This window comes from Kytococcus schroeteri (assembly GCF_042433515.1).
In the GTDB taxonomy this organism is placed as follows: domain Bacteria; phylum Actinomycetota; class Actinomycetes; order Actinomycetales; family Dermatophilaceae; genus Kytococcus; species Kytococcus schroeteri.
On record NZ_JBHLVH010000004.1, the window covers coordinates 103,705 to 125,648 of the forward strand.

The following is a 21,944-nucleotide window of genomic DNA, read 5'->3' on the forward strand; positions in this document are numbered from 1 at the left end:
TCAGGCGACCTCGGAGGACGCGGCCGGGGCGCCACCGTCCTCACCCGCATCGCCCTGGGGGTTCAAGTGCTCCCAAGCCGCCTCGGCGGCCATCATCTCCGCGGCCTTCTTGGTGCGCCCGGTGCCGGTGCCCACCGGCTCCCCGCCGAGCAGGGCCGTGGCCTCGAAGACCTTGGCGTGGTCCGGGCCGGAGTCGGTGATGCGGTACTCCGGCAGCCCCAGACCGCGCGCGGAGCCGAGCTCCTGGAGGCTGGTCTTCCAGTCCAGCGCGGCGCCCATCGTCTGCGAGCGCTCCATGAGTTCGTCGAGCAGGTGGTGCACCACGGTGGTCGCTGCCTCGAGCCCCACCGAGAGGTACACCGCCCCGATGACGGCCTCCACCGCGTCGGCGAGGATCGAGTTCTTCTGCCGCCCGCCGGAGCCCTCCTCGCCCCGGCCGAGGCGGAAGTAGCTGCCCAGCTCCAGGCGGCCGGCCTCGCCGCCGAGGGCCCGGGCGCTCACCACGGCGCTGCGCAGCTTGGCCAGCTCGCCCTCGGGCAGGTCCGGGTTGGAGCGGTACAGGTGGTTGGTCACCACCAGGCCCAGCACGGAGTCCCCGAGGAACTCCAGGCGCTCGTTGTGCGGGGCGTCGTCGTTCTCGTAGCTGTACGAGCGGTGCGTCACCGCCCGCAGCAGCAGGTCCTCGTCCACGCGGGCACCGACCACCTCCTCGAGGCGGTCGGCCAGCTCGGAGACGGGTCGTGCGGCCGGGCTCACTGGTCGTCGGAGCGGGTCAGGTCGGCCAGGGCGGCCCAGCGGGGGTCGAGCTCCTCGTGGGCATGGTCCGGGTCGTCGGCCAGCCGCTCGCCGCAGCGGTCGCACAGGCCGGGGCAGTCCTCGGAGCAGACCGGCTGGAACGGGAAGGTGGGCACCACGGCGTCGCGCACGGCGGGCTCGAGGTCCATGAGGTCGTCCTCCATCTCGCGGACGTCCTCCTGGGTCTCGGGGTCCACCTCCTCGCCGTCCTCGCGCCCCCCGGGCCACACGTAGAGCACCTGGAAGTCGGTGTCCACGGGCTCGTCGAGGTCGGTGAGGCAGCGCACGCAGTTGCCGCGCGCGGTGGCGGTCACGGTGCCGGAGGCCAGGACCCCGTCCACGAGGGACTCCAGACGCAGGTCGAGCCCCAGCGGCGAGCCGGGCTCCACCGCCATCACGTCGGTGCCGATGCCCTCGGGGGCCGGGACCTCGAACTCCCCGGACTCGGTGGTGCCGGCGCGGCGTCCGAAGCTGCGCAGGTCGAGGGCGAGGGGGTGCCGACGGTCGAGCTCGATCATGCGGCCCATCGTCCCACAGGGCACCGACGACCTCGCCGGTCAGGCGCTGTGCCCCGGCCCTCCCCCACGGCGCCGTCGCGCTCAGGCGCGGGCCGCGAGCGCCGCCAGCACCGGGGCCGGCACGAGGTCGGAGACGTCGCCCCCGCCGGCCGAGATCTGCCGCACCAGGGTGGAACTCACGTGCGCCACCTCGCCGGAGGCGGGCAGCAGCAGCGTCTCGATGCCCGACAGGTGCCGGTTCATGGCCGCCATCGGCTGCTCGTAGGCGTAGTCGGTCTCGCTGCGGATGCCCTTGACCACCACGTCGGCGCCGACCGCGCGGACCACGTCCACGAGCAGGCCGGTGTGGGCGGAGACCTCCACCCCGGGCAGGTCTCCCACGGACTCCTCGATGACGCGCACCCGCTCGGCCACGGGCAGCATGCCGGTCTTCTCCGGGTTGTGCACCACCGCCACCACCGTGCGGTCGTAGAGGGCGGCGGCGCGGCGCACCACGTCGAGGTGGCCGTTGGTGAGCGGGTCGTAGGAGCCGGGCAGCAGGGCGGTGGTCACGCCTCCATCGTGTCATCCGGCTCGGCGAACCACAGGGTGGTCTCCCCGTGGTCGCGGCGGCGGAAGCGCCGAAGACCGGCCGGCCAGGTGGGCTCGGGGCTGCGCGAGGAGCGCTCCACCACCACCACGGCGGCCGGGGCCAGCCAGTCCTCGGCGAGCGCCCGCAGCACGCCGGCCAGCTCCTCCTCGCCGAGGGGATAGGGCGGGTCGAGCAGCGCGAGCACCACGCGGCCGCCGTCGGGCAGGTCGGTGCCCTCACCCACGAGGGGCGCGCGCCCGGCCTCGAGGAAGGCCTGCACGCCACGCCGGTGCACGCTCACGGCCCCGCCCACGCCCAGGGCCCGGACGTTCTGCTGCGCCACCCGTGCCGCGGGCGCCGCCTGGTCCACGCAGTCCACCCGTCGCGCGCCCCGGCTGGCGGCCTCGAGCCCCAGCGCGCCGGACCCGGCGAAGAGGTCGAGCACCCACGCGTCGCGCAGCACCCCCTCGTGCTCCAGGGCGGCGAAGAGCGCCTCGCGCACCCGGTCGCTCGTCGGGCGGGTGTCGGCGCCCCGCGGTGCCTCGATGCGGCGGCCCCCGTGGGCCCCGGCGATGATCCTCATCAGCTGCGCTCCAACCAGGCGGCACTCTCGTCACGGGCGGCCACCGCGCGGGCCAGCGGCTCCCACGCGGTGAGCTCGGGGTCCTGCTCCACGTACGCCCGGGCGGCCTCGCGCGCCTGGCCGATGAGCTCGGCGTCGTGCAGCACGCGCACGTACTCCAGTCCCGAACGGCCGCTCTGCGCAGCACCGAGCACGTCGCCCTCGCGGCGCATCTCCAGGTCGGCCCGGGCCAGCTCGAACCCGTCGGTCGTGGACGCCACGCGCTCCAGCCGCTCGTGGGTGGGGCCGGTGGCCACGTGCGTCATGAGCAGGCACAGGCCGGGGTGCCCGCCACGCCCGATGCGGCCGCGCAGCTGGTGCAGCTGGGCGATGCCGAACCGGTCGGCGTCCACCACGAGCATCACCGTGGCGTTGGGCACGTCCACGCCCACCTCCACCACGGTGGTGGCCACGAGCACGTCCACCTCGCCGGCGGCGAAGGACGACATCACGGTGTCCTTCTGGTCGGTGGGCATGCGGCCGTGCACCATCTCCACCCGGACCCCCCGCCCGCCGAGTTTCTCCCGGGCGGTCACGAGCAGGTCCTCGACGCCCACCGCGGGCGGGCGCGGCTCGGCCACGGGCGCGTCGGGGTCGACCAGCGCGGGCTGCCCGGGCACCTCGCGCACGTCGCCCCGTGCCGGGTCGTCGTCCGTCGCGGGGGACTCCTCCTCGGCGGTGTCGATGCGGGAGGCCACCACGAACGCCTGGCGCCCGGCCGCCACCTCCTCGGCGATGCGGTCCCACGCCCGCTCGGTCCACACGACGTTGTCGGCCGGCACCACGTGCGTGGCCACCGGCTGCCGGCCTGCGGGCAGCTCGTCGAGCACCGAGACGTCCATGTCGCCGAACACCGTCATGGCCACGGTCCGCGGGATCGGCGTGGCGGTCATGACCAGCAGGTGCGGGGGCGGGTCGGCCTTGGCCCGCAGCGCGTCACGCTGCTCCACGCCGAAGCGGTGCTGCTCGTCGATGACCACCAGGGCCAGGTCGGCGAAGGTCACCGAGTCCTCCAGCAGCGCGTGGGTGCCCACGAGCACGTCCACCTCGCCGGCCAGAGTGTCCAGCAGCACCTTCTGCCGCTGCGAGGCCGTCATGGAGCCGGTGAGGAGCCGCACCTCCACGCCCCCGGCGAGCCGGCCCGCGGTGGCGAGGTCGCCCAGCGCCCGCACGAGGCCGCGGTGGTGCTGGGTAGCCAGGATCTCGGTGGGGGCGAGCATCGCGGCCTGCCCGCCGGAGTCCACGGCCTGCAGCATGGCCCGCAGCGCCACCATCGTCTTGCCCGAGCCGACGTCTCCCTGCAGCAGCCGGTGCATCGGGTGGGTGTGCCCCATCTCCTCGGCGATCTCGCGCCCCACCCGCTCCTGCGCGGCGGTGAGCGCGAACGGCAGGGCGGCGTCGAAGCGGGCGGGCACGCCGCCCTCGCGCCGCGGACGCGGCGTGGCCGGGTCGGCCTCGTGCCGGGCCCGCAGCCGGGCCAGCACCACCTGCAGCTCGAACGCCTCGGAGAAGCGCAGCCGCGCCCGGGCCCGCTGCACGTCGGACCAGTCGGCCGGGCGGTGCAGCAGCGTCCACGCCTCGGTCGCGGTGAGCCCCTGCGCAGCGGCCACCGAGGGGGGCAGCACGTCGGGTGCCTCGTCCAGGGCGTGCAGGGCCATGGCGGCGGCCTGGCCGACCTGCACGGAGGTGAGCTGCTTGACCTCCTTGTACAGCCCGATGAGGCCCTCGGCCGGCTCGGCGAACGCGCCGGCCTCCTCGCCGGCGGACTCCAGCACCACGTAGTCGGGGTGCGTCATCTGCAGCGCGCCGCGGTACTCCCCCACGGTGCCGATGAACATCACCCTCGCCCCGGGCACGAGGCGGGTGGTGTGCCCGAAGGCGGTGAAGAAGACCACCGTCAACCGGCCCCCGGCGTCGTCGCGCGTCTGCACCACGAGCCGCTTGCGCCGCGGCTGGTTGCGCATCGGCACCTGCTGCGCGGAGACCACGGTGCCCACCACCACCGAGCTCTCCCCGACGGTGAGGTCTGCCATCGCCGCCGGCCGCTCGGGGTCCAGGTAGCGGGTGGGCACGAACTGCACCAGGTCGCCCACGGTCCGCAGGCCGCGCTCCTTCTCCAGCCGCTTGGCCTCCCGCTCCCCGATGACGGACGGCAGCCGGGCGTCCCAGGTCACCACGCCGGCCCCCTCACTCGAGCCCCACGAGCACCGGGAACGCCCGGGGCCCGCCCTCGACGACCTGCACCTCCAGGCCACGGCGTCGCAGCCGCAGGCTCGACTCGACGGCCCGCCCCACGGCAGGGTCCAATTCCTCCCCGAGCACCACGGTGGCGAGCTCCACGCCGCGGGTGGGGAGTTCGGCCAGCACGTCCGGCAGCACGTCGGCCACGTCCTCGCCGCGGGCCACCTCGCGCGAACCCACGGTGCCGACGACCCCGCCCCCGGGGAGGGCCCGGACCGCCCCGTCGTGGGTGGCCCCCGCCGCGGCGGTGAGGGCCCGCGCGGCCTTCTCCGCGTCGGCGGCGGGGTCCCACACCGCCACGGCGGCCACGGTGCCCTGCAGCGTCCGGCTCTCGACCACCTGCATCCACACGCCTTGCTGGGCCACGAGACGAGCCGCTTCCTGGGCGGGCAGCACCAGCTGGCCGTCCCCGGGCAGGAAGACCACCCGGGTGGCCCCGCAGGCGAGCACGGCCTCCACGAGCTCCCCGATGCCGGCCCGCCGGCCGGGCGAGGAGCGCACCACCTTTGCACCCGCGGTCCGCAGGACCTCGACCAGCCCCACCCCGGAAGCGGCGACCAGCAGCGCCACCTCGCTCCGGCTCGCGTGGGCGCCGTCCAGGCTCTCGGTGCGCACGTCGGCCACCTCGCCCACCTTGCGGCACAGTGCCGTCACCCTCGAGGCCGTGGGCGCGTCGGCCACGTGCACGTGCACCCGCCAGTGCCGGCCGGCGCCGGCCACCACCACGGAGTCCCCCAGGTCCGCCAGCCGGCGGCGCAGCCGCTTGACCACACGGTCGGCCTTGCGGGCGGCCGCCTCGGGCAGGGTCGTGCTGAGCACCACCTCCAGCGTGGAGCGCGACGCCGTGGTGTCCCGCTCCTCGTCGGTGTCCACCGAGCCCTCGGCTCCGTCGTCACCCCGGGACTCGCCGGGCCCTGCGGCCTCTGTGCCGGCGTCCTCGCCCACGCGCGCCTGTTCCCCGGTCGATCCCTCGCCGGGGACCTCGGGGAGCGGCAGCCCACCGTCCGCGGGGGTGCCGAGCCACAGCAGCCCGGGCGCCTGCGGGTCCTCACCGGTGCACGTGACCACCAGGTGCCGCAACGCCACCACGAGCCCGGCGGCACCGGCGTCCACCACGTGCGCCGTGCGCAGGGCCGGCAGCTGGTCGGGCGTGCGTGCCAGGGCCACCTGCGCGGCGCCGAAGGTCCGGCGCACCACCTCGTCCAGCTCTCCCCCGGCGGCGGCCGCCTCCCGTGCGGCGTCCGCCGCGGCCCGCGAGACGCTCAGGATGGTGCCCTGCTCGGGGGTGGCCACGGCCTGCCAGGCCGAAGCGTCCGCCCGGGCCAGGGCCCGCGCCAGCCCGGACCCGTCGAGCCCACCGGCGTCGTCGCCCGCGGCACCGCGCACCACCTCCTGGGCCGCTCCGGCGATGAGCTGGGCGAGGATGACGCCGCTGTTGCCCCGTGCCGCCCAGAGGATGGACCGCGCTAGCCCGTCGATGCTGGCGTGCACGTCCTGGGCGTCCCAGGCCGGCGCGGTGCGCAGGCCGGTGTCCACGGTGAGGAACATGTTGGTCCCGGTGTCGCCATCGGCCACCGGGAAGACGTTGACCGCGTCGAGGGCCGGCGCCGCCCGACGCAGTCCACCCCGCACGTTGAGCAGCCAGCGACGGGCGTCGGTGGCCGTGAGGCGACGACGCGGACCGGGTGCCATGGTGGGTCTCCTGGGCGAGCGAGGCGGGAGGCCTGCACGGGCGCTCCCGATGGACCCGCACATGGTCGCACCCGCCACCGACAACCGCCCCGGTTGGCCCCGACTGCGGTGGTCCGCTATGATTCTCCGGTTGCCCGTGACCTCCCGCATGCAGGATCCATCAGGATCCGGGCCCTGCGGAACCCCCGGTCGGGGCCCATTCGACCATCGATCACTCAGGAGAGAACCGTGGCTGCCACCTGCGACGTCTGCGGCAAGGGACCGAGCTTCGGTCACAACATCTCGCACTCCAACCGCCGCACCAAGCGCCGTTGGAGCCCGAACATCCAGCGCGTGCGCGCCCGCGTCGGCGAGAACCTCGCCACCGTGAAGCGCATCAACGCCTGCACCTCGTGCCTCAAGGCCGGCAAGGTCGTTCGCTGACCCACCGGTGAGCGCGGCCCCGCCGCACCTCGCACGACGCACACAGGGCGCCCCTCGGGGCGCCCTGTCGCGTACCCGGGCCGTCGCCCCCGCCCCCGGCGGACTGGTCCTCAGGCCCGGAAGTGGTCCCAGCCACCCTCCACCGGGCGCCCGTCGAGCGTGACCGCGGGACCGTCGGGCCCCTCCGCCTCCTCGCACCACGCGATGCGGTGCCACCCCTGGGGTAGCACCCCCCCGGCCGGGAAGGTGCCCAGCAGGCAGTGCTCCTCCCCGCCGGTCAGCACGGCCTCCCACGCCCCCTCCTCCCCGACCGCCGGGGCCAGCCGGTCCACCAGCGGCTGCAGCCCGGCCCGGTCCAGCACGAGCCGCACCCCACTGGCCGTCGCGATGCGGGCCCCGTCACGGGCCAGCCCGTCGGAGACGTCCATGAGCGAGGTCGCGCCGGCACCGGCGGCCACCTCCCCCGCCTCCGGGTCCGCCCACGGCGCCCGGTGGTGAGCCAGGCACTCCGCCGCCGCGCTGCCCGGCCCCTCGAGCACCCCCCGCTGCAACAGGGCCAGGCCGGCCCCGGACCGCCCCAACGGCCCCGACACGGCCACCTGGTCCCCCGCCCGCGCCCCCGAGCGCAGCACCGGTCGGCCGGCCACCCGCCCGAGCGCGGTGACGCTCACCATCCGCGTGCCCGGCGCGGCCGAGGAGAGGTCCCCGCCCACCACGGCCACCCCTGCGCGCCGCGCGGCCTCGCCCACACCGCGCGCCAGGTCCTCCACCCACCGCACGGGCGTCGCGGCGTCGGCCACCAGGGTGAGCACCATCCAGGTGCAGCGGCCCCCCATCGCGGTCACGTCCGCCAGGTTCTGCGCCACCGCCTTGGCCCCCACGTCCCGGGCGGTCGACCACTCGTCGAGCCAGTCGGCCCCCCGCACCATGGTGTCGGTGGTCACCACCGTGCCCGGTCCGGCCACCAGCACCGCCGCGTCGTCCCCGGGGCCGACCTCCACACCCGGGCCGGTGGTGGGTAGGTGCCGCCAGATCCGCGGCAGCAGCTCGTTCTCGGAGACGTCGGCAAGGGTCTGGACCACGCGGCGACGCTACCCTGTGCCGATGCTCCCCCACCCCTGCACCGTCCGCGCCCGGACCGCCCGCCGGCCCCTGCGGGCGGCGACCGCCACGGTGCTGGCGGGGGCCGCCCTGGCCGGGTGCTCCCGGGGCGAGGTGGCGGTCTCCCCCGCTCCCATGGCCGCGGAGCCCGCCTGTGCCCAGGCAGCCGGGCGGTACCCGCAGGCGGTGGCCGGCGCCGTGCGCCAACCGGTCGCCGAGGAGGCCCGCGACAGCGCCGCGGCCTGGGGCAACCCCGCCATCGTGGCGCGCTGCGGGGTGGAGCCCCCCGCTCCCAGCACCGACCGCTGCCTCACGATCGAGGGCGTGGACTGGGTCGTGGAGGACCTCGACGACGGCATCGCCCTGGTCACCTACGGCCGCACCCCCGCCCTGGAGGTGCTGGTGCCGCGCCGCTACCCGCAGTCCTCGGACCTCGTGGTCGACTTCGCCGACGCGGCCGGGGCCCTGGAGACCACCGGCCGCAGCTGCGGCTGATCAGCGCAGGCCGAGCGGGCGCTCCAGGGCCAGCGTCAGCAGCTCGTCGATGAGTTCCGGGTAGGGGATGCCGGAGGCGGCCCACAGCGCCGGGTACATCGAGTACGGCGTGAAGCCCGGCATCGTGTTGATCTCGTTGATGAGGATGCGCTCGTCGGGTGTGACGAAGAAGTCCACGCGGGAGAGGCCCTCGCACCCGGCCGCCTCGAAGGCCACCACGGCCTGCCGCCGGATCTCCTCGATGACGTGCTCCGGGGCGTCCGCGGGCGCCGACAGGGTGGTCGAGGACTCGTCGAGGTACTTGGCCTCGAAGTCGTAGAAGCCGTGGTCGCCGGAGACGACGATCTCGCCCACCGTGCTGGCCCGCGGGGCGTCGGCACCGTGGCCGTCGAGCACCGCGCACTCGAGCTCGCGGGCGTCGATGCCCTCCTCCACGACCACCTTGAGGTCGTGCTCCCGCGCGGCCTCCACGGCGGCCTCCAGCTCCGCGAGGTCGTCCACCCGGGTGATGCCCATGGAGGACCCGGCGCGGGCCGGCTTGACGAAGACCGGCAGCTGCAGGCCGGCCACCTCGTCCAGGGCCCCCTGCCGGTCGGCACGCCAGCGGCGGTCGGTGATGACCACGTACGGCCCCACCTCGAGCCCGGCGGACTCGAACACCACCTTCATGTGGTGCTTGTCCATCATGAGCGCCGAGGCCGCGACGCCACAGCCCACGTAGTGCAGGTCGGCCATCTCGAGCAGGCCCTGCAGGGTGCCGTCCTCGCCGAACGGGCCGTGCAGCAGCGGGAACACCACGTCCACCTCGCCGAGCACCTCCGGCGGCAGGCCCTGGCGCACCACCTGGAAGTCGGTGTGGGTGGAGCCCAGCGGCACGATGACGTTCTCCTCACCGCCGGTGATCTCCGGGATGTGCCCGGCGCCGATGGTGAGCTCCTCGGGGGTGGCCGTGGAGACGACCCACTGCCCCTGCCGCGTGATGCCGATGGGCACGACGTCCCACCGGTCGGTGTCGATGGCGGCCAGGACGCTGGCGGCCGTGGCGCAGGAGACGGGGTGCTCGCTGGAGCGGCCTCCGAAGACGAGCGCGACGCGGCGGCGCCCGGGCTGGGTCTGGTTCGAAGCAGTCATCGCGCAGGATCGTACTCAACCCGCGCGGACCGCATCAGTACCTCTCGGCCTTGCGGACCCGCGCCATGAGGCGGTGCGCGGTCTCCTCCACGGAGACCCCCTCGTGCACCACTCCCACCACGGCCTGCACGATCGGCATCGGGATGCCGTGCTGCTCGGCCAGGGCCTGGATGGAGCGGCAGGACTTCACTCCCTCGGCCACCTGGCTCTGCGAGGCGAGCACCTCCTCCAGGGACTCGCCCTGCCCCAGACGGGTGCCCACCTGGTGGTTGCGCGAGAGGGAGCTGGAGCAGGTGGCCACGAGGTCCCCCGCCCCCGCCAGGCCGAGGAAGGTCGTGGGGTCGGCTCCCAGGGCCGTGCCCAGACGGGTGATCTCGGCCAGTCCCCGGGTGATGAGCATGGCCGAGGTGTTGTCGCCGTAACCCATCCCCTGGGCCATCCCCACGGCCAGGGCCACCACGTTCTTCACCGCACCGCCCACCTCGGCGCCCAGCACGTCGGAGGAGGTGTAGGGGCGGAAGTAGGGCGCGTCGCACGCCTCGGCGACGGCGTCCGCGCGTGCCGCGTCCGTGCAGGCCACGACGCTGGCCGAGGGCTGCCGCTGCACGATCTCGCGCGCCAGGTTGGGGCCGGAGAGCACCGCCACCCGCTCCGGGTCGATGCCGGCGGCCTGGCTGACGACCTGACTCATCCGCAGGCCGGAGCCCAGCTCGATTCCCTTCATGAGCGAGACCACGGTCGCGTCGGCCGGGATGAGCGGCGCCCACTCCACGAGGTTGTCGCGGAGGGTCTGCGAGGGCACCGCGAGCACCACGACGTCCGCCCCGCGGCACGCCTCGGCGGCGTCGGCCGTGGCCCGCAGCGACTCCGGCAGGGTGTGCCCGGGCAGGTACTGCTCGTTGCGGTGGTCGGCGTTCACCGCCTCCACGAGCTCGGCGCGACGCCCCCAGAGCACCACCTCGGTGCCAGCATCGGCGAGCACCTGGGCGAAGGCCGTGCCCCAGCTGCCAGCTCCAAGGACGGCGGCGCGCGTCATCGTGCTCCTCCACGGGTCGGGTCGGGATCGAGGGTCAGCCTACGTGCTCCGCCCGCTCGTCCACGGCCCGTCCGAGGCGGTCAGCGGCGGGTGCGCCCCCCGGCCAGGCCCGCGGCGGGCAGCGAGTCCGGGTCGGCCACGAACTTGCGGAAGGTGCGGCTGGGCCGGAAGCGGGGGCCGGCCGTGGCCTCGATGCGGACCACGTCGCCCGTGCGGGGGTTGCGCCCCGTGCGCGGGGCACGCACCACGCGCTCGAAGGTGCCGAACCCCGTGAGCGTCACCGTCCCCCCGGCCGCCACCTCACGGATCATCGCGTCGACGAGGGTGTCGACCGCCCGCGAGGCCGCGTGGTGGCTACCCACGACGGGCTCGAGGATGGTGGCCAGGTCCGCTTTGTTCATGGCGCGCCCTTTCGGTCAGAGGGTGTGTGGGACGGGGACCGTGAGCCCCCTTCGTGGGGAACTGTGACACCCGATCGGCGCCTGACCAAGCCCCCGGGGAAACTGAAATCGAGCCGTGACCAAACCCGCTCGCGGACGTGACGGGGGCCACGCGCCCGGTGCTCGGGCCACCTCTGGCCGACCCTGGGTGCACCCAGGGTCGGCCGCCCCGTCGGACGACTCCTCCCCCGGACAGGCATCACCCGGACATGCAGAAGGACCCCGGTCCGAAGACCGGGGTCCTTCTGAACTGTAGCCCCGACGGGATTTGAACCCGCGCTACCGCCTTGAGAGGGCGGCGTGCTAGGCCGCTACACAACGGGGCCGTGTCGCTCTTTGCGACTGGAGGACTCTACCACAAGGGCTTGCCCTCTGCAGCATCTCGGTGATCCGAAGATCTCCTCGTGCTGCTGGCTGGGGTACCAGGACTCGAACCTAGACTAAATGAACCAGAATCACTCGTGCTGCCAATTACACCATACCCCAAGGGTTCTCGCGCCAAGATCGGTGAACCCGAGGGCTCCCTCACCTGTCGTGAGCGGCTCTCCCCAGCGGGGCGAACCGAGGCGATACCTTACACAACTCCGACGGGGGACGCCAATCGGCCGTCCCCCGTCGCGAGATCCGCGTCAGGCCAGCTGCTCCCGAAAGGAGCGCAGGCGTGCGAGCGTCGACGGACGACCCAGGATCTCCATCGACTCGAACAGCGGCGGCGAGACCTTCGCGCCGCTCAGGGCCACGCGCAGAGGCGTGAACGCCACCTTGGGCTTCAGGCCCATCCCGTCGAGCAGCGCCTCGCGCAGCGTGGCCTCGATGTCGGCCGTCACCCAGCGCGGACCGTCGCCGTCCTCCCCCAGGGAGACCGCCGGGGTGTCCGGCAGCTGCTCCAGAGCGGCCACGGCGGCCTCCAGCACCTGCGGCGCGTCCTCCTTGAGGCCCGCCACGGCGGCCTCGTCCCGCTCCAGCGCCTCGTCATCCACGAAGAAAGGCCGCACCAGCGGCACGGTCTCGCTGAGCACCGGCACACGGGTCTGCACCAGCTCGGCCACGTCCTTGAGGCGTGCCAGCTCCCCCATCGAGGGACGGTCCGGCAGCACCCCCGCGTCCTGCAGGTAGGGCAGCATCCGGCCAGTGAAGTCACCCAGCTCCAGCTGGCGCAGGTGGTCGCCGTTGATGGACTCGGCCTTCTTCTGGTCCCAGCGCGCCGGGTTGGGGTTCACGGCGTGCACGTCGAAGGCCTCGACGAGCTCCTCGGGGGTGAACAGGTCGCGGTCGCCCCCGATCGACCAGCCGAGCAGGGCCAGGTAGTTGATCATGCCCTCGCGCACGAAGCCCCGGTCGCGGTGGAGGAAGAGGTTGGCCTCCGGGTCGCGCTTGGAGAGCTTCTTGGTGCCGTTGCCCAGCACCAGCGGGAGGTGGCCGAAGGTGGGCACCTGCTCCGCCTCGCCGATGGCGATGAGCGCGCGGTAGAGCGCGATCTGCCGCGGGGTGCTGCTCAGCAGGTCCTCGCCGCGGATGACGTGGGTGATCCGCATCGCGGCGTCGTCCACCGGGTTGACCAGCGTGTACAGCGGCACACCGTTGCCGCGGACGATGACGTAGTCCGGGATCTGGCCGGCCGGGAAGGTCACCTCGCCGCGCACCATGTCGGTGAAGGTGATGTCCTCGTCCGGCATGCGCAGGCGCAGCACCGGCTCACGCCCCTCGGCACGGAAGGCGTCCTTCTGCTCCTGCGTGAGCTCCCGGTCGAAGTTGTCGTAGCCCAGCTTGGGGTCGCGGCCGGCCGCCTTGTGGCGTTCCTCCACCTCCTCGGGGGTGGAGAAGGACTCGTAGGCGTAGCCGGCCTCGAGCAGCTTGCGGGCCACCTCGGCGTGGTGGTCGTGGCGCTCGCTCTGGCGGTAGGGCGCGTACGGGCCACCCTCACGGACACCCTCGTCGGGGGTGAGACCCAGCCACTCGAGCATGTCGTGGATGCCCTGGGCGGACTCCTCGGAGTCGCGGGCGGCGTCGGTGTCCTCCAGGCGGAAGACGAGCTTGCCGCCGGTGTGGCGGGCGTACGCCCAGTTGAACAGGGCGGTGCGGGCCAGGCCCACGTGGGGCGTTCCGGTGGGGCTGGGGCAGAAGCGGACGCGCACGTCCGAGCCGGTGGCCTCGGCGTGCTCGGAGGCGTGGGCGGCGGGTGCGACGGTCTGGTCAGGGGCTGCAGTCATGGTGGCTCCAGCCTAGGGCAGCCGGCCCCCTCGTCCCCGGCCGGTCAGTGCCGCAGCAGGGCCTCCACGAGGGTCTCCTGCATCCACCCGACGAAGCCGTGGTGGATGCCCAGCTGCAGGGCCACCTCGTCGGCGTCGGAGAGCGTCTCCCCGCGCTCCACGGCGCGGATGAGCTCGGAGGTCTGGGCGTCCACGCGCTCGGCGTCGTGGTCCTCGTGGATGCCGAGCCGGTCGGCCAGTACGAGGCGCACGTCGGTGAACGCGGCCATGACCTGCCGGGCCTCGCGCGGGTTCAGGGCCATGACGCCGGACTCCCGGGACCGCTCGCAGGCCGCCACGAGGGCCCGCAGGTTGGCCACCTTGGTGGCGCGGATGCCGTCGTGGGCCAGGGCGGCGAAGTCCCGGGCCGCGGCCACGTCGCTGGTGTGCGCGGCGGGGAGCAGGCGGGACAGGGCCGGGTCGCCGCCGTGGAGCTCGGCCGGGTCCACCGGGTCGACGGCGAGCTCGGGATCGCTCGGGGTGAGGCCGGCGGTGAGCGCCTCGAAGCGGGCGTGCAGGTCGTCCTCGGCCGAGGCACCTCCCGAGGAGGTCGGGCCACCGGAGAGTTCGGGCAGCACGGCATCGGTCCCGGTCACGGCAGCCCCGGGCTCCTCCCCGAGGATGGTGATCACGGCCGTCGCGCCGTCGGCGAGGGCCTCGAGCTCGAGCTCGTCGAGGTGCGCCACCGCGGCGTCGCCCTCCCAGCGGAACGCGCGCGCCATCAGGTGTCCTGCCCGAAGGTGGCCCACAGGCCGTACTCCTGCATGGCCTGGGTGTCCACCTCCATCGCCTCGCGGGTGCCGGTGGAGACCACGCAGCGGCCCTTGGTGTGGATGTCCATCATCATCCCCTCGGCCACGTGCCGGGAGTAGCCGAAGTGGTCCATGAGCACGAAGGTCACGTAGCTCATGAGGTTGACCGGGTCGTTCCAGACGAGCGTGTACCAGGGCGCGTCGAGCTCGGAACGCCCGGCGAGCGCGAGGGAGCCCTCGGGATCGGACAGGCCGGGGGTGTGATGAGGTTCAGGCACTCCCCCACTGTAGAGAGCGGCGCGCGTCCCCGCCCACCGGCGCCGTGGCCCCGGCACAGGGGTGGGGGCCGCGACCTAGAATGTCGCCGCCCCGTCCCGCCCCCTGCCCAGGAGTCCCTGACATGGCCGCGCTGCCGCACGACCTCGTGCTGACCACCGTCCCGGGCGGGTCCGCCCTCTCCGACTTCCGCGCCACCGCGCTGCTGCGCCGGCTGCGCGAGGTGGTGCCCTGCATCGAGGGCGTCACGGCGCGGTACCTGCACCTCGTGGCCTCCACCGCGGAGCTCGACGAGGCCACCGCCGGCCGGGTGCGCGAGCTGCTCACCTACGGCGAGCCCGCCGTCGAGGACACCTCCGGGAGCGCGGCCGTGGTGCTCGTGGCCCCGCGCCTGGGCACCATCTCCCCGTGGGCGAGCAAGGCCACCGACATCGCGCACAACTGCGGGCTGGCGGTGGAGCGCGTCGAGCGGGTGACGGAGTACCGCCTGGCCACCACCGAGCCCCTCACCGACGAGCAGTGGCTGGCCTGCGCCGCCGTGCTGCACGACCGGATGACCCAGAGCGTGCTGGTCTCGGCCGACGACCTGGCGGGCCTGTTCGCAGAGCGCGAGGGGGCCGCGATGGAGCGGGTCGACATCGCCGGGCGGGGCCGCGAGGCGCTCGTGGAGGCCAACGCCGCCTGGGGCCTGGCCCTCAGCGAGGACGAGGTGGACTACCTCGTGGAGGCCTTCACGCGCCTGGAGCGCAACCCCACCGACGTGGAGCTCATGATGTTCGCCCAGGCCAACAGCGAGCACTGCCGCCACAAGATCTTCAACGCCGACTTCGTGGTGGACGGCCAGGCCCAGGAGAAGAGCCTGTTCGGCATGATCCGGCACACCGAGGCCGTGGCCGGCGAGGGCACCGTGGTGGCCTACAAGGACAACGCCTCGATCATGACCGGTGGCCGCATCACCCGCTGGCTCCCCGAGCAGCCCGGCGCCTCCCGCTACACCGAGCGCGAGGACGAGGTGCACGTGCTCATGAAGGTGGAGACCCACAACCACCCGAGCGCCATCTCCCCGTTCCCCGGCGCCTCCACCGGGGCCGGTGGCGAGATCCGCGACGAGGGCGCCACCGGTCGCGGCAGCGCCCCCAAGGCCGGGCTCACCGGCTTCGCCGTCTCCAACCTGCACCTGCCGGGTACCGACGAGCCGTGGGAGGCCGGGGGGGCCAGCGCACCGGACCACATCGCCACCCCGCTGGAGATCATGGTGGAGGGCCCGCTGGGCGCCGCCGCCTTCAACAACGAGTTCGGGCGCCCCGGTCTGGGCGGCTTCTTCCGCGTCTACGAGCAGACCGTGGACGGCGTCCGCCGCGGCTACCACAAGCCGATCATGAGCGCCGGCGGCCTGGGCGCCATCAGCGCCGGCCAGACCGAGAAGGTCCGCTTCGCCCCCGGCACCCTGCTGGTGCAGCTGGGCGGGCCGGGCATGCGCATCGGCATGGGCGGTGGCGCCGCCAGCTCGATGGCCTCGGGCACCAACGCCGTGGAGCTCGACTTCGACTCGGTGCAGCGCGGAAACCCGGAGATGGAGCGCCGCGCCCAGGAGGTCATCAACCACTGCTGGAGCCTGGGCGAGGACAACCCGGTGCTGGCCATCCACGACGTGGGCGCCGGCGGCCTGAGCAACGCGTTCCCCGAGCTGGTCGACGACGCCGGGCTGGGCGCCCGCTTCGACCTCGGCGCGGTGCCCGTGGAGGAGTCCGGCCTGGCCCCCAAGGAGATCTGGTCGAACGAGAGCCAGGAGCGCTACGTGCTGGCCATCGCGCCGGACTCCCTGGAGCGCTTCACGGCCTTCTGCGAGCGCGAGCGCTGCCCCTTCGCCGTGGTCGGCGAGGCCACCGCTGACGGCCAGCTGGTGGTCACCGGCGCCGCGGGTGCCGGCGGAGACCAGACCGAGGACACCGCGGTGGACATGCCGATGGAGGTGCTCCTGGGCAAGCCGCCGAAGATGCTGCGTGACGTGCAGCGTGTGCAGCGCTCCACCGACGCGTTGGACACCGCGTCGCTCACCGGTGACGCGCTGCGCGGCGCGGCCCTCGACGTGCTGCGCCACCCGAGCGTGGCCTCCAAGCGCTTCCTCATCACCATCGGCGACCGCACCGTGGGCGGGCTGAGCCACCGCGACCAGATGGTGGGCCCATGGCAGGTGCCGGTGGCCGACGTGGCCGTCACCCTGAGCGATCTGGTGGGACTGTCCGGCCAGGCGATGGCCAGTGGCGAGCGCATGCCGCTCGCGGCGGTGGACGGCCCCGCATCGGGCCGCATGGCCGTGGGCGAGGCGCTCACCAACCTGCTCGCGGCGCCGGTGACCCTGCGCGGCGTGAAGCTGTCCTGCAACTGGATGGCCGCCTGCGGCGAGCCCGGCGAGGACGCCGCGCTCTACGACACCGTGCAGGCGGTGGCCATGGAGCTGTGCCCGGCACTCGGTGTCTCGGTGCCGGTGGGCAAGGACTCACTGTCGATGCGCACCAAGTGGGAGCAGGACGGGACCCAGCACGAGGTGGTCTCCCCTGTCTCGCTGGTGGTGTCGGCCTTCGCCTCCCTGGAGGACGTGCGCGGCACGTGGACCCCGCAGGTGCACGCCGACGACGAGCTGGTGCTGGTGGACCTGGGCCGCGGTGCCAACCGCCTCGGCGGCTCGATGCTGGCGCAGGTGCGCGGCGAGTTCGGCGGCACCGTGCCGGACCTGGACGACCCCCAGCTGCTGGTGGGTCTGGCCGCCGCGCTCACCGAGCTGCGCGGGGCCGGCCTGGTGACGGCCTACCACGACCGCTCGGACGGCGGCCTGTGGGCGACCCTGGCCGAGATGGCCTTCGCCGGTGCCGTGGGCGTGGAGGCCGACGTCGCCGATGTGGCCGCCCTGTTCGCCGAGGAGCTCGGTGTGGTGCTCGGCGTCCCGGCAGGGCGTTCCGACGAGGTGCTCGAGCTGCTGGCGCGCCACGGGCTGGGCGAGGTCTCGACCACGGTCGGCCGCGCGACCGCCGAGCGCCGGGTGCGCGTCACGCTGGGCGGCGCGCCCGCCCTCGACGAGGGCGTGCACGAGCTGGCCCAGGTGTGGGACGAGGTGAGCTGGCGCATCGCGGCCCTGCGCGACAACCCGGCCTGTGCCGACGAGGAGCACGCCGCCTTCGGGGCCGACGACGACCCCGGCCTGCACGTGGCGCCCTCCTTCGACCCCGCCGAGGACGTGGCCGCGCCCTACCTGAACCTCGGCGCCCGGCCCAAGGTGGCGGTCCTGCGCGAGCAGGGCGTGAACTCGCACGTGGAGACCGCCTTCGCCTTCGACCGCGCGGGCTTCGACACCTACGACGTGCACATGACCGACCTGCAGGCCGGCCGCTTCGACCTGGCCGACGCCACGGGCCTGGTGGCCTGCGGTGGCTTCTCGTACGGCGACACCCTGGGCGCCGGCGAGGGCTGGGCGCGCTCGGTGCTGTTCAACGAGCGGCTCACGGAGCAGTTCGCCACCTTCTTCGGGCGCCAGGACACCTTCGGCCTGGGCATCTGCAACGGCTGCCAGATGTTCGCCGCCTTGGCCGACCTCATCCCGGGCGCCGAGGCGTGGCCGCGGTTCACCCGCAACCTCTCCGAGCAGTACGAGGCACGCCTCTCGATGGTGGAGGTCGTGGAGAACCCGTCGGTCTTCTTCACCGGCATGGCCGGCTCGCGCCTGCCCATCGCGGTGGCGCACGGCGAGGGCCGGGCGAACTTCGAGGCCCGGGGCGACGCCTCGCAGGTCGTCGCCGCCGCGCGCTACGTGGACAACCACGGGCGGGTGGCCACCAGCTACCCGGCCAACCCCAACGGCTCGCCGGAGGGGCTCACCGCCGTCACGACCGCCGACGGCCGCTTCACCGCGATGATGCCGCACCCCGAGCGGGTGCAGCGCACCGTGCAGATGTCCTGGAGCGACGGCGACCCCGCCCAGGCCAGCCCGTGGCTGCGCATGTTCCGCAACGCGCGCGCCTGGGTCGGCTGATCCCCGGCCGACCAGCACGTGCCCGGGCCCCGCACCACCCCCGGTGGCGCGGGGCCCCATGCATAGGGTGAGCCGGTGACCAGTACCGCCCTGCTGACCGACCACTACGAGCTCACGATGGTGCAGGCCGCCCTGCGCAGCGGCGCCGCGCACCGGCGCAGCGTGTTCGAGCTCTTTGCCCGCAAGCTGCCCGAGGGCCGGCGCTACGGCGTCGTGGCTGGCACGGGGCGCTTCCTGGAGGCGCTGGTGGACTTCACCTTCGGCGAGTCCGAGCTGGAGCACCTGCGCACCCATCGGGTGGTGGACGAGCCCACCCTCGAGTGGCTGGCGGGCTACCGCTTCTCGGGGGACGTCCACGGTTACCCCGAGGGCGAGCTGTACTTCGGCCACTCCCCGCTGATGGTCGTGGAGTCCACCTTCGCCGAGGGGGTGCTGCTGGAGACCCTCGCGCTCTCGATGCTCAACCACGACAGCGCCGTCGCCTCGGCCGCCAGCCGCATGACCGCCGTGGCCGGCGACCGTCCCTGCATCGAGATGGGTAGCCGGCGCACCGCCGAGGGCTCCGCCGTGGCGGCCGCCCGCGCCGCCTACGTGGCCGGGTTCGCCTCGACCTCCAACCTCGAGGCGGGGCGCCGCTGGGGCGTGCCGACGGCGGGCACGGCCGCCCACTCGTTCACCCTCCTCCACGACGGGGAGCGCGAGGCCTTCACCGCCCAGGTGGAGTCCCTCGGCACCGACACGGCCCTGCTCGTGGACACCTACGACGTCACCCGCGGCGTCCAGACCGCCGTCGAGGTGGCCGGCACCGGCCTGGGCGCGGTGCGCCTGGACTCCGGCGACCTGCTCGGCCAGGCCCACGCCGTGCGGCGCCAGCTGGACGACCTGGGGGCCACGGGCACCCGCATCGTGGTCACCAGCGACCTCGACGAGTACGCCATCGCCTCGCTGGCCGCGGCCCCGGTGGACACCTACGGCGTGGGCACCCGCCTGGTGACCGGCTCCGGGCACCCCACCGCGGGCATGGTCTACAAGCTGGTGGCCCGGGAGGGCGAGGACGGCACGATGGTCGACGTCGCCAAGGCGAGCGCGCACAAGACGTCCGTGGGCGGCCGGAAGACCGCCGTGCGCCGCGTCGTGGACGGCGTGGCGCAGGCCGAGCTCGTCGGCATCGGGGAGGTGCCCCAGCACGACGGGGACGACCGGGAGCTCCTCGTGCCACTGGTGCGCGGTGGCCAGGTCGTGGCCCCCACCGGCCCCGAGGCGGTGGGGGCGGCCCGGGCGCGCCACGCCGCGTCGCGGGCGGAGCTGCCGGCCGCCGCGCTGCGCCTCTCGGCTGGGGAGCAGGCCGTTCCCACGGTGTTCGTCGACGAGCAGCCCGCCCCGGCCACCGGCCACGCCTGAGGCTCCCAGCAGACGGCCGGGCCCCACCGCACACGGTGGGGGCCTCGAAGCGTCAGACAGCCGTCAGTGCTCGGTGATCGCCCGCTGGATCTCCACCACGTAGTGCACCTTGCCGATGTAGTCCGGGTGGGTGCCGTCGCTGAGGAACCAGTCGTCGTGGCCCTCGGAGACGCCCTTCCAGTCGGCGATGGTGACCTTGGGGTCCAGCTCCTCGTCCTCCAGCTCGTCGAAGACGGCCTGGTTGTCGGCGTCCCAGCTGGTGTTGGAGTTGGGGCGCACGAGCACGACGTGCTTCACGGCCTTCTCCTTGGCCAGGTGGGTGGCGGCGTCGACGAGGTCGTCCTTGTTGATCCGGCCGTTGTTGCCGGTGTGGACCACGACCACCTCGCTCTTGATGTCGTGGGCCTTGGCCGCCTTCTCCGCGTAGCCCAGGACCTCGCTGGCCTGGACGCCGACGGTGGCCCGCAGGTCGAGGGCCCCGAACGCGCGGGAGATGACCGGACCGGCGGACATGGCCACGGAGTCGCCGAAGACGGTGACGTTCATGCACTGCGTGCCGTCGCCCACCTTGGTGCCGTCGGAGGGGACCGGCAGCGTGTCCGCGCCGAGCTTGGACTGCCCGAGCCACTGCGGGTCGGCTCCCTCGGCCACGCGGTCACCGCTGATCTTCGAGGGGTCGCAGGCAGCACCCTTGCCCCCCTCGGTGGGCGGCGGGGAGGTGGGCGATGCCGTCGGCTTCTCCTCGGACTCGTCCGGGACACTGGCCTGCGGGCCGTCGGGCGCCGGGGTCTGGTCCCCCGAGGGGGCAGTGCCGACGTCGGCGTTGCCCAGCACCTCCTCCACCTTCTGCTGCTCGACGGCCTGCGGGTCGGTGGTCGCGGCCACCGCGCCCAGGGTGGCCGTGAGGGCCACCACGGCGGTGGTCAGCCCGGCGGCCGCCGTCAGCGGAGCCCGGCCGGTGCGGCGCAGGCGGTCCCACGTGGCGCGCAGGCCGTTCACGCGCACCGGGTTCTCCACCAGGCGGTAGCTCAGCTCAGCCAGCAGCAGGGTCAGGCCCCAGCGCACCAGGTGCACCACGGGCTCGGGCCACTCCACGTCGATGCCGGGCCGGGTGAACGCGGCGATGGGCCAGTGCCACAGGTACAGGGAGTACGAGCGGGTGCCCAGGTAGCGCAGCAGCGGCAGGCTCAGCAGCCACTCCACCGGACCGGGGCGGGTGGCGGCCACGACGAGCACGACCACCAGGGCGGCCAGGGCGGCGAAGCCCCATCGGTAGAGCCACTCGGAGGTCTCGGCCTGGGTCACGAAGAACCAGCCGAGCCCGCCCAGGCCGGCCAGGCCCAGCAGGGTCCACAGCACGCCGGCGCGCTTGAGGGGCGCCCGGTCGCTGAAGCCTGCGCCACCCCGCAGGGCGGCCAGGGCAGCACCGGCGAGCAGGCCCATCGCGTGGGAGTCGGTGCCGAAGTAGAAGCGGCTGGCGTCCCCCGCGGCCGGCAGGTCGGCCGCGGCCGTGCCCATCCCCATCCACAGCGAGGAGGCCACCGCACCCACGAGGGAGATGGTGAACACGGCCCAACGGCGGGCCGAGGCCTTGGTGAACGCAAAGGTCAGCCCGGCCACCACCAGCGGCCAGACCAGGTAGAACTGCTCCTCCACGGCCAGGGACCACAGGTGCTGGAGCACCGGCGGCCGGCCGGCGGCCTCGAAGTAGCTGCGCTCCTGGAACACGTACCACCAGTTGGAGGTGTACGTGGCCGCGGCGAGCACGTCGCCCACGTAGGAGCGCACGGCGGTGCGGTCGAGCACCAGCATGGCCACCGAGACGACGAGCAGCAGGAGGAAGACCGCCGGGAACAGGCGCCGCACGCGGCGCCCCCAGAAGTGCTTGAGGTCCACCGTGGTCGGGCTCCAGCGCGTGATCAGCTGGCTCGTGATGAGGTATCCCGAGAGCACGAAGAACACGTCGACGCCCAGGAAGCCGCCGTCGAGGCCGGCGTCGAAGTGGAAGAGCATCACCGACACGACGGCCAGGGCGCGCAGCCCGTCCAGACCGGTGAGATAGCGGCGTCCCGAGGGGGCGCTCCGTGCCGTGGCCCGGGGCCCTCCTGCGCTGCTCGTCGAGACCTGCTGCCCCACCTGGGCTCCTTCCGCGAAGTCGGTCCGTCGCGGCCGAC

At 74.0% G+C, this 21,944-nt stretch carries 18 protein-coding genes and 2 tRNA genes; 4 read left to right on the forward strand and 16 right to left on the reverse strand.

Going from position 1 to position 21,944, the window contains the following annotated elements:
• The 6 genes from rnc to ACFFHC_RS02270 form a co-directional block, all read right to left on the reverse strand.
• Nucleotides 1–756 (reverse strand): ribonuclease III, encoded by a 756-nt coding sequence (gene rnc, locus ACFFHC_RS02245; RefSeq protein WP_070703701.1) that lies wholly within the window; start codon nucleotides 754–756, stop codon nucleotides 1–3.
• Nucleotides 753–1,313, reverse strand: a complete 561-nt coding sequence (locus ACFFHC_RS02250) for a YceD family protein (RefSeq protein WP_379802691.1) — start codon at nucleotides 1,311–1,313, stop codon at nucleotides 753–755. The genes rnc and ACFFHC_RS02250 overlap by 4 nt, the downstream gene beginning before the upstream one ends.
• A gap of 81 nt (nucleotides 1,314–1,394) precedes the next feature.
• Nucleotides 1,395–1,865: a pantetheine-phosphate adenylyltransferase gene (gene coaD, locus ACFFHC_RS02255; protein ID WP_070703705.1), complete on the reverse strand. Its 471-nt coding sequence runs from the start codon at nucleotides 1,863–1,865 to the stop codon at nucleotides 1,395–1,397.
• A complete protein-coding gene (rsmD, locus tag ACFFHC_RS02260; RefSeq protein WP_083323427.1) occupies nucleotides 1,862–2,467 on the reverse strand; it encodes a 16S rRNA (guanine(966)-N(2))-methyltransferase RsmD in 606 nt (201 codons plus the stop codon). Before rsmD ends, coaD begins: the two co-directional genes overlap by 4 nt.
• The gene (locus tag ACFFHC_RS02265; RefSeq protein ID WP_379802695.1) at nucleotides 2,467–4,683 is read right to left on the reverse strand and encodes an ATP-dependent DNA helicase RecG; all 2,217 of its coding nucleotides are present in this window, start codon (nucleotides 4,681–4,683) and stop codon (nucleotides 2,467–2,469) included. The genes rsmD and ACFFHC_RS02265 overlap by 1 nt, the downstream gene beginning before the upstream one ends.
• 10 nt (nucleotides 4,684–4,693) lie before the next feature.
• Nucleotides 4,694–6,439: a DAK2 domain-containing protein gene (locus tag ACFFHC_RS02270; RefSeq protein WP_379802697.1), complete on the reverse strand. Its 1,746-nt coding sequence runs from the start codon at nucleotides 6,437–6,439 to the stop codon at nucleotides 4,694–4,696.
• Between the two features lie 228 nt (nucleotides 6,440–6,667).
• Here ACFFHC_RS02270 and rpmB point away from each other — a divergent pair, with 228 nt between their 5' ends.
• Nucleotides 6,668–6,862: a 50S ribosomal protein L28 gene (gene rpmB, locus ACFFHC_RS02275; RefSeq protein ID WP_070705701.1), complete on the forward strand. Its 195-nt coding sequence runs from the start codon at nucleotides 6,668–6,670 to the stop codon at nucleotides 6,860–6,862.
• Nucleotides 6,863–6,972: 110 nt separating this feature from the next.
• On the opposite strand, the gene thiL is transcribed toward rpmB, so the two are convergent.
• Nucleotides 6,973–7,944 (reverse strand): thiamine-phosphate kinase, encoded by a 972-nt coding sequence (thiL, locus tag ACFFHC_RS02280; protein ID WP_070705700.1) that lies wholly within the window; start codon nucleotides 7,942–7,944, stop codon nucleotides 6,973–6,975.
• A gap of 22 nt (nucleotides 7,945–7,966) precedes the next feature.
• On the opposite strand from thiL, the gene ACFFHC_RS02285 reads away from it, so the two are divergent.
• Nucleotides 7,967–8,458 (forward strand): DUF3515 family protein, encoded by a 492-nt coding sequence (locus tag ACFFHC_RS02285; protein ID WP_141494154.1) that lies wholly within the window; start codon nucleotides 7,967–7,969, stop codon nucleotides 8,456–8,458.
• Here ACFFHC_RS02285 and ACFFHC_RS02290 read toward each other — a convergent pair whose 3' ends face one another.
• The 8 genes from ACFFHC_RS02290 to clpS form a co-directional block, all read right to left on the reverse strand.
• Nucleotides 8,459–9,589, reverse strand: coding sequence for a D-alanine--D-alanine ligase family protein (locus ACFFHC_RS02290; protein ID WP_070703544.1), 1,131 nt, complete (start codon nucleotides 9,587–9,589; stop codon nucleotides 8,459–8,461).
• Nucleotides 9,590–9,623: 34 nt separating this feature from the next.
• Nucleotides 9,624–10,625, reverse strand: coding sequence for an NAD(P)H-dependent glycerol-3-phosphate dehydrogenase (locus ACFFHC_RS02295; protein ID WP_101849413.1), 1,002 nt, complete (start codon nucleotides 10,623–10,625; stop codon nucleotides 9,624–9,626).
• 80 nt (nucleotides 10,626–10,705) lie between these two features.
• Nucleotides 10,706–11,026, reverse strand: coding sequence for an HU family DNA-binding protein (locus tag ACFFHC_RS02300; protein ID WP_379802704.1), 321 nt, complete (start codon nucleotides 11,024–11,026; stop codon nucleotides 10,706–10,708).
• Nucleotides 11,027–11,318: 292 nt separating this feature from the next.
• Nucleotides 11,319–11,391 (reverse strand) — tRNA-Glu (locus ACFFHC_RS02305).
• Between the two features lie 85 nt (nucleotides 11,392–11,476).
• Nucleotides 11,477–11,551: transfer RNA gene (locus ACFFHC_RS02310), tRNA-Gln, on the reverse strand.
• 143 nt (nucleotides 11,552–11,694) lie between these two features.
• Nucleotides 11,695–13,275 carry a glutamate--tRNA ligase gene (gltX, locus tag ACFFHC_RS02315; protein WP_379802707.1) on the reverse strand — a complete coding sequence of 527 codons (1,581 nt, stop codon included), beginning with the start codon at nucleotides 13,273–13,275 and terminating at the stop codon, nucleotides 11,695–11,697.
• 44 nt (nucleotides 13,276–13,319) lie between these two features.
• A complete protein-coding gene (locus ACFFHC_RS02320) occupies nucleotides 13,320–14,036 on the reverse strand; it encodes a DUF2017 family protein (RefSeq protein WP_070704645.1) in 717 nt (238 codons plus the stop codon).
• Nucleotides 14,036–14,317, reverse strand: coding sequence for an ATP-dependent Clp protease adapter ClpS (gene clpS / locus ACFFHC_RS02325; protein ID WP_101849440.1), 282 nt, complete (start codon nucleotides 14,315–14,317; stop codon nucleotides 14,036–14,038). The genes ACFFHC_RS02320 and clpS overlap by 1 nt, the downstream gene beginning before the upstream one ends.
• A gap of 149 nt (nucleotides 14,318–14,466) precedes the next feature.
• Here clpS and purL point away from each other — a divergent pair, with 149 nt between their 5' ends.
• Nucleotides 14,467–18,369, forward strand: coding sequence for a phosphoribosylformylglycinamidine synthase (purL, locus tag ACFFHC_RS02330; RefSeq protein WP_379802710.1), 3,903 nt, complete (start codon nucleotides 14,467–14,469; stop codon nucleotides 18,367–18,369).
• 75 nt (nucleotides 18,370–18,444) lie between these two features.
• A complete protein-coding gene (locus ACFFHC_RS02335; RefSeq protein ID WP_379802712.1) occupies nucleotides 18,445–19,770 on the forward strand; it encodes a nicotinate phosphoribosyltransferase in 1,326 nt (441 codons plus the stop codon).
• A 63-nt stretch (nucleotides 19,771–19,833) separates the two neighbouring features.
• On the opposite strand, the gene ACFFHC_RS02340 is transcribed toward ACFFHC_RS02335, so the two are convergent.
• Entirely contained in the window at nucleotides 19,834–21,906 is a 2,073-nt protein-coding gene (locus tag ACFFHC_RS02340) for an acyltransferase family protein (protein WP_379802714.1), read from the reverse strand.
• Nucleotides 21,907–21,944: the final 38 nt, after the last annotated feature.

Bases quoted from the DNA above. Each gene is read 5' to 3' on its own strand.
- ACFFHC_RS02250 (WP_379802691.1), bottom strand. From the start codon at position 1,313: ATGATCGAGCTCGACCGTCGGCACCCCCTCGCCCTCGACCTGCGCAGC.
- rsmD (WP_083323427.1), bottom strand. From the start codon at position 2,467: ATGAGGATCATCGCCGGGGCCCACGGGGGCCGCCGCATCGAGGCACCG.
- ACFFHC_RS02270 (WP_379802697.1), bottom strand. From the start codon at position 6,439: ATGGCACCCGGTCCGCGTCGTCGCCTCACGGCCACCGACGCCCGTCGC.
- ACFFHC_RS02285 (WP_141494154.1), top strand. From the start codon at position 7,967: ATGCTCCCCCACCCCTGCACCGTCCGCGCCCGGACCGCCCGCCGGCCC.
- ACFFHC_RS02290 (WP_070703544.1), bottom strand. From the start codon at position 9,589: ATGACTGCTTCGAACCAGACCCAGCCCGGGCGCCGCCGCGTCGCGCTC.
- ACFFHC_RS02295 (WP_101849413.1), bottom strand. From the start codon at position 10,625: ATGACGCGCGCCGCCGTCCTTGGAGCTGGCAGCTGGGGCACGGCCTTC.
- ACFFHC_RS02300 (WP_379802704.1), bottom strand. From the start codon at position 11,026: ATGAACAAAGCGGACCTGGCCACCATCCTCGAGCCCGTCGTGGGTAGC.
- gltX (WP_379802707.1), bottom strand. From the start codon at position 13,275: ATGACTGCAGCCCCTGACCAGACCGTCGCACCCGCCGCCCACGCCTCC.
- ACFFHC_RS02320 (WP_070704645.1), bottom strand. From the start codon at position 14,036: ATGGCGCGCGCGTTCCGCTGGGAGGGCGACGCCGCGGTGGCGCACCTC.
- purL (WP_379802710.1), top strand. From the start codon at position 14,467: ATGGCCGCGCTGCCGCACGACCTCGTGCTGACCACCGTCCCGGGCGGG.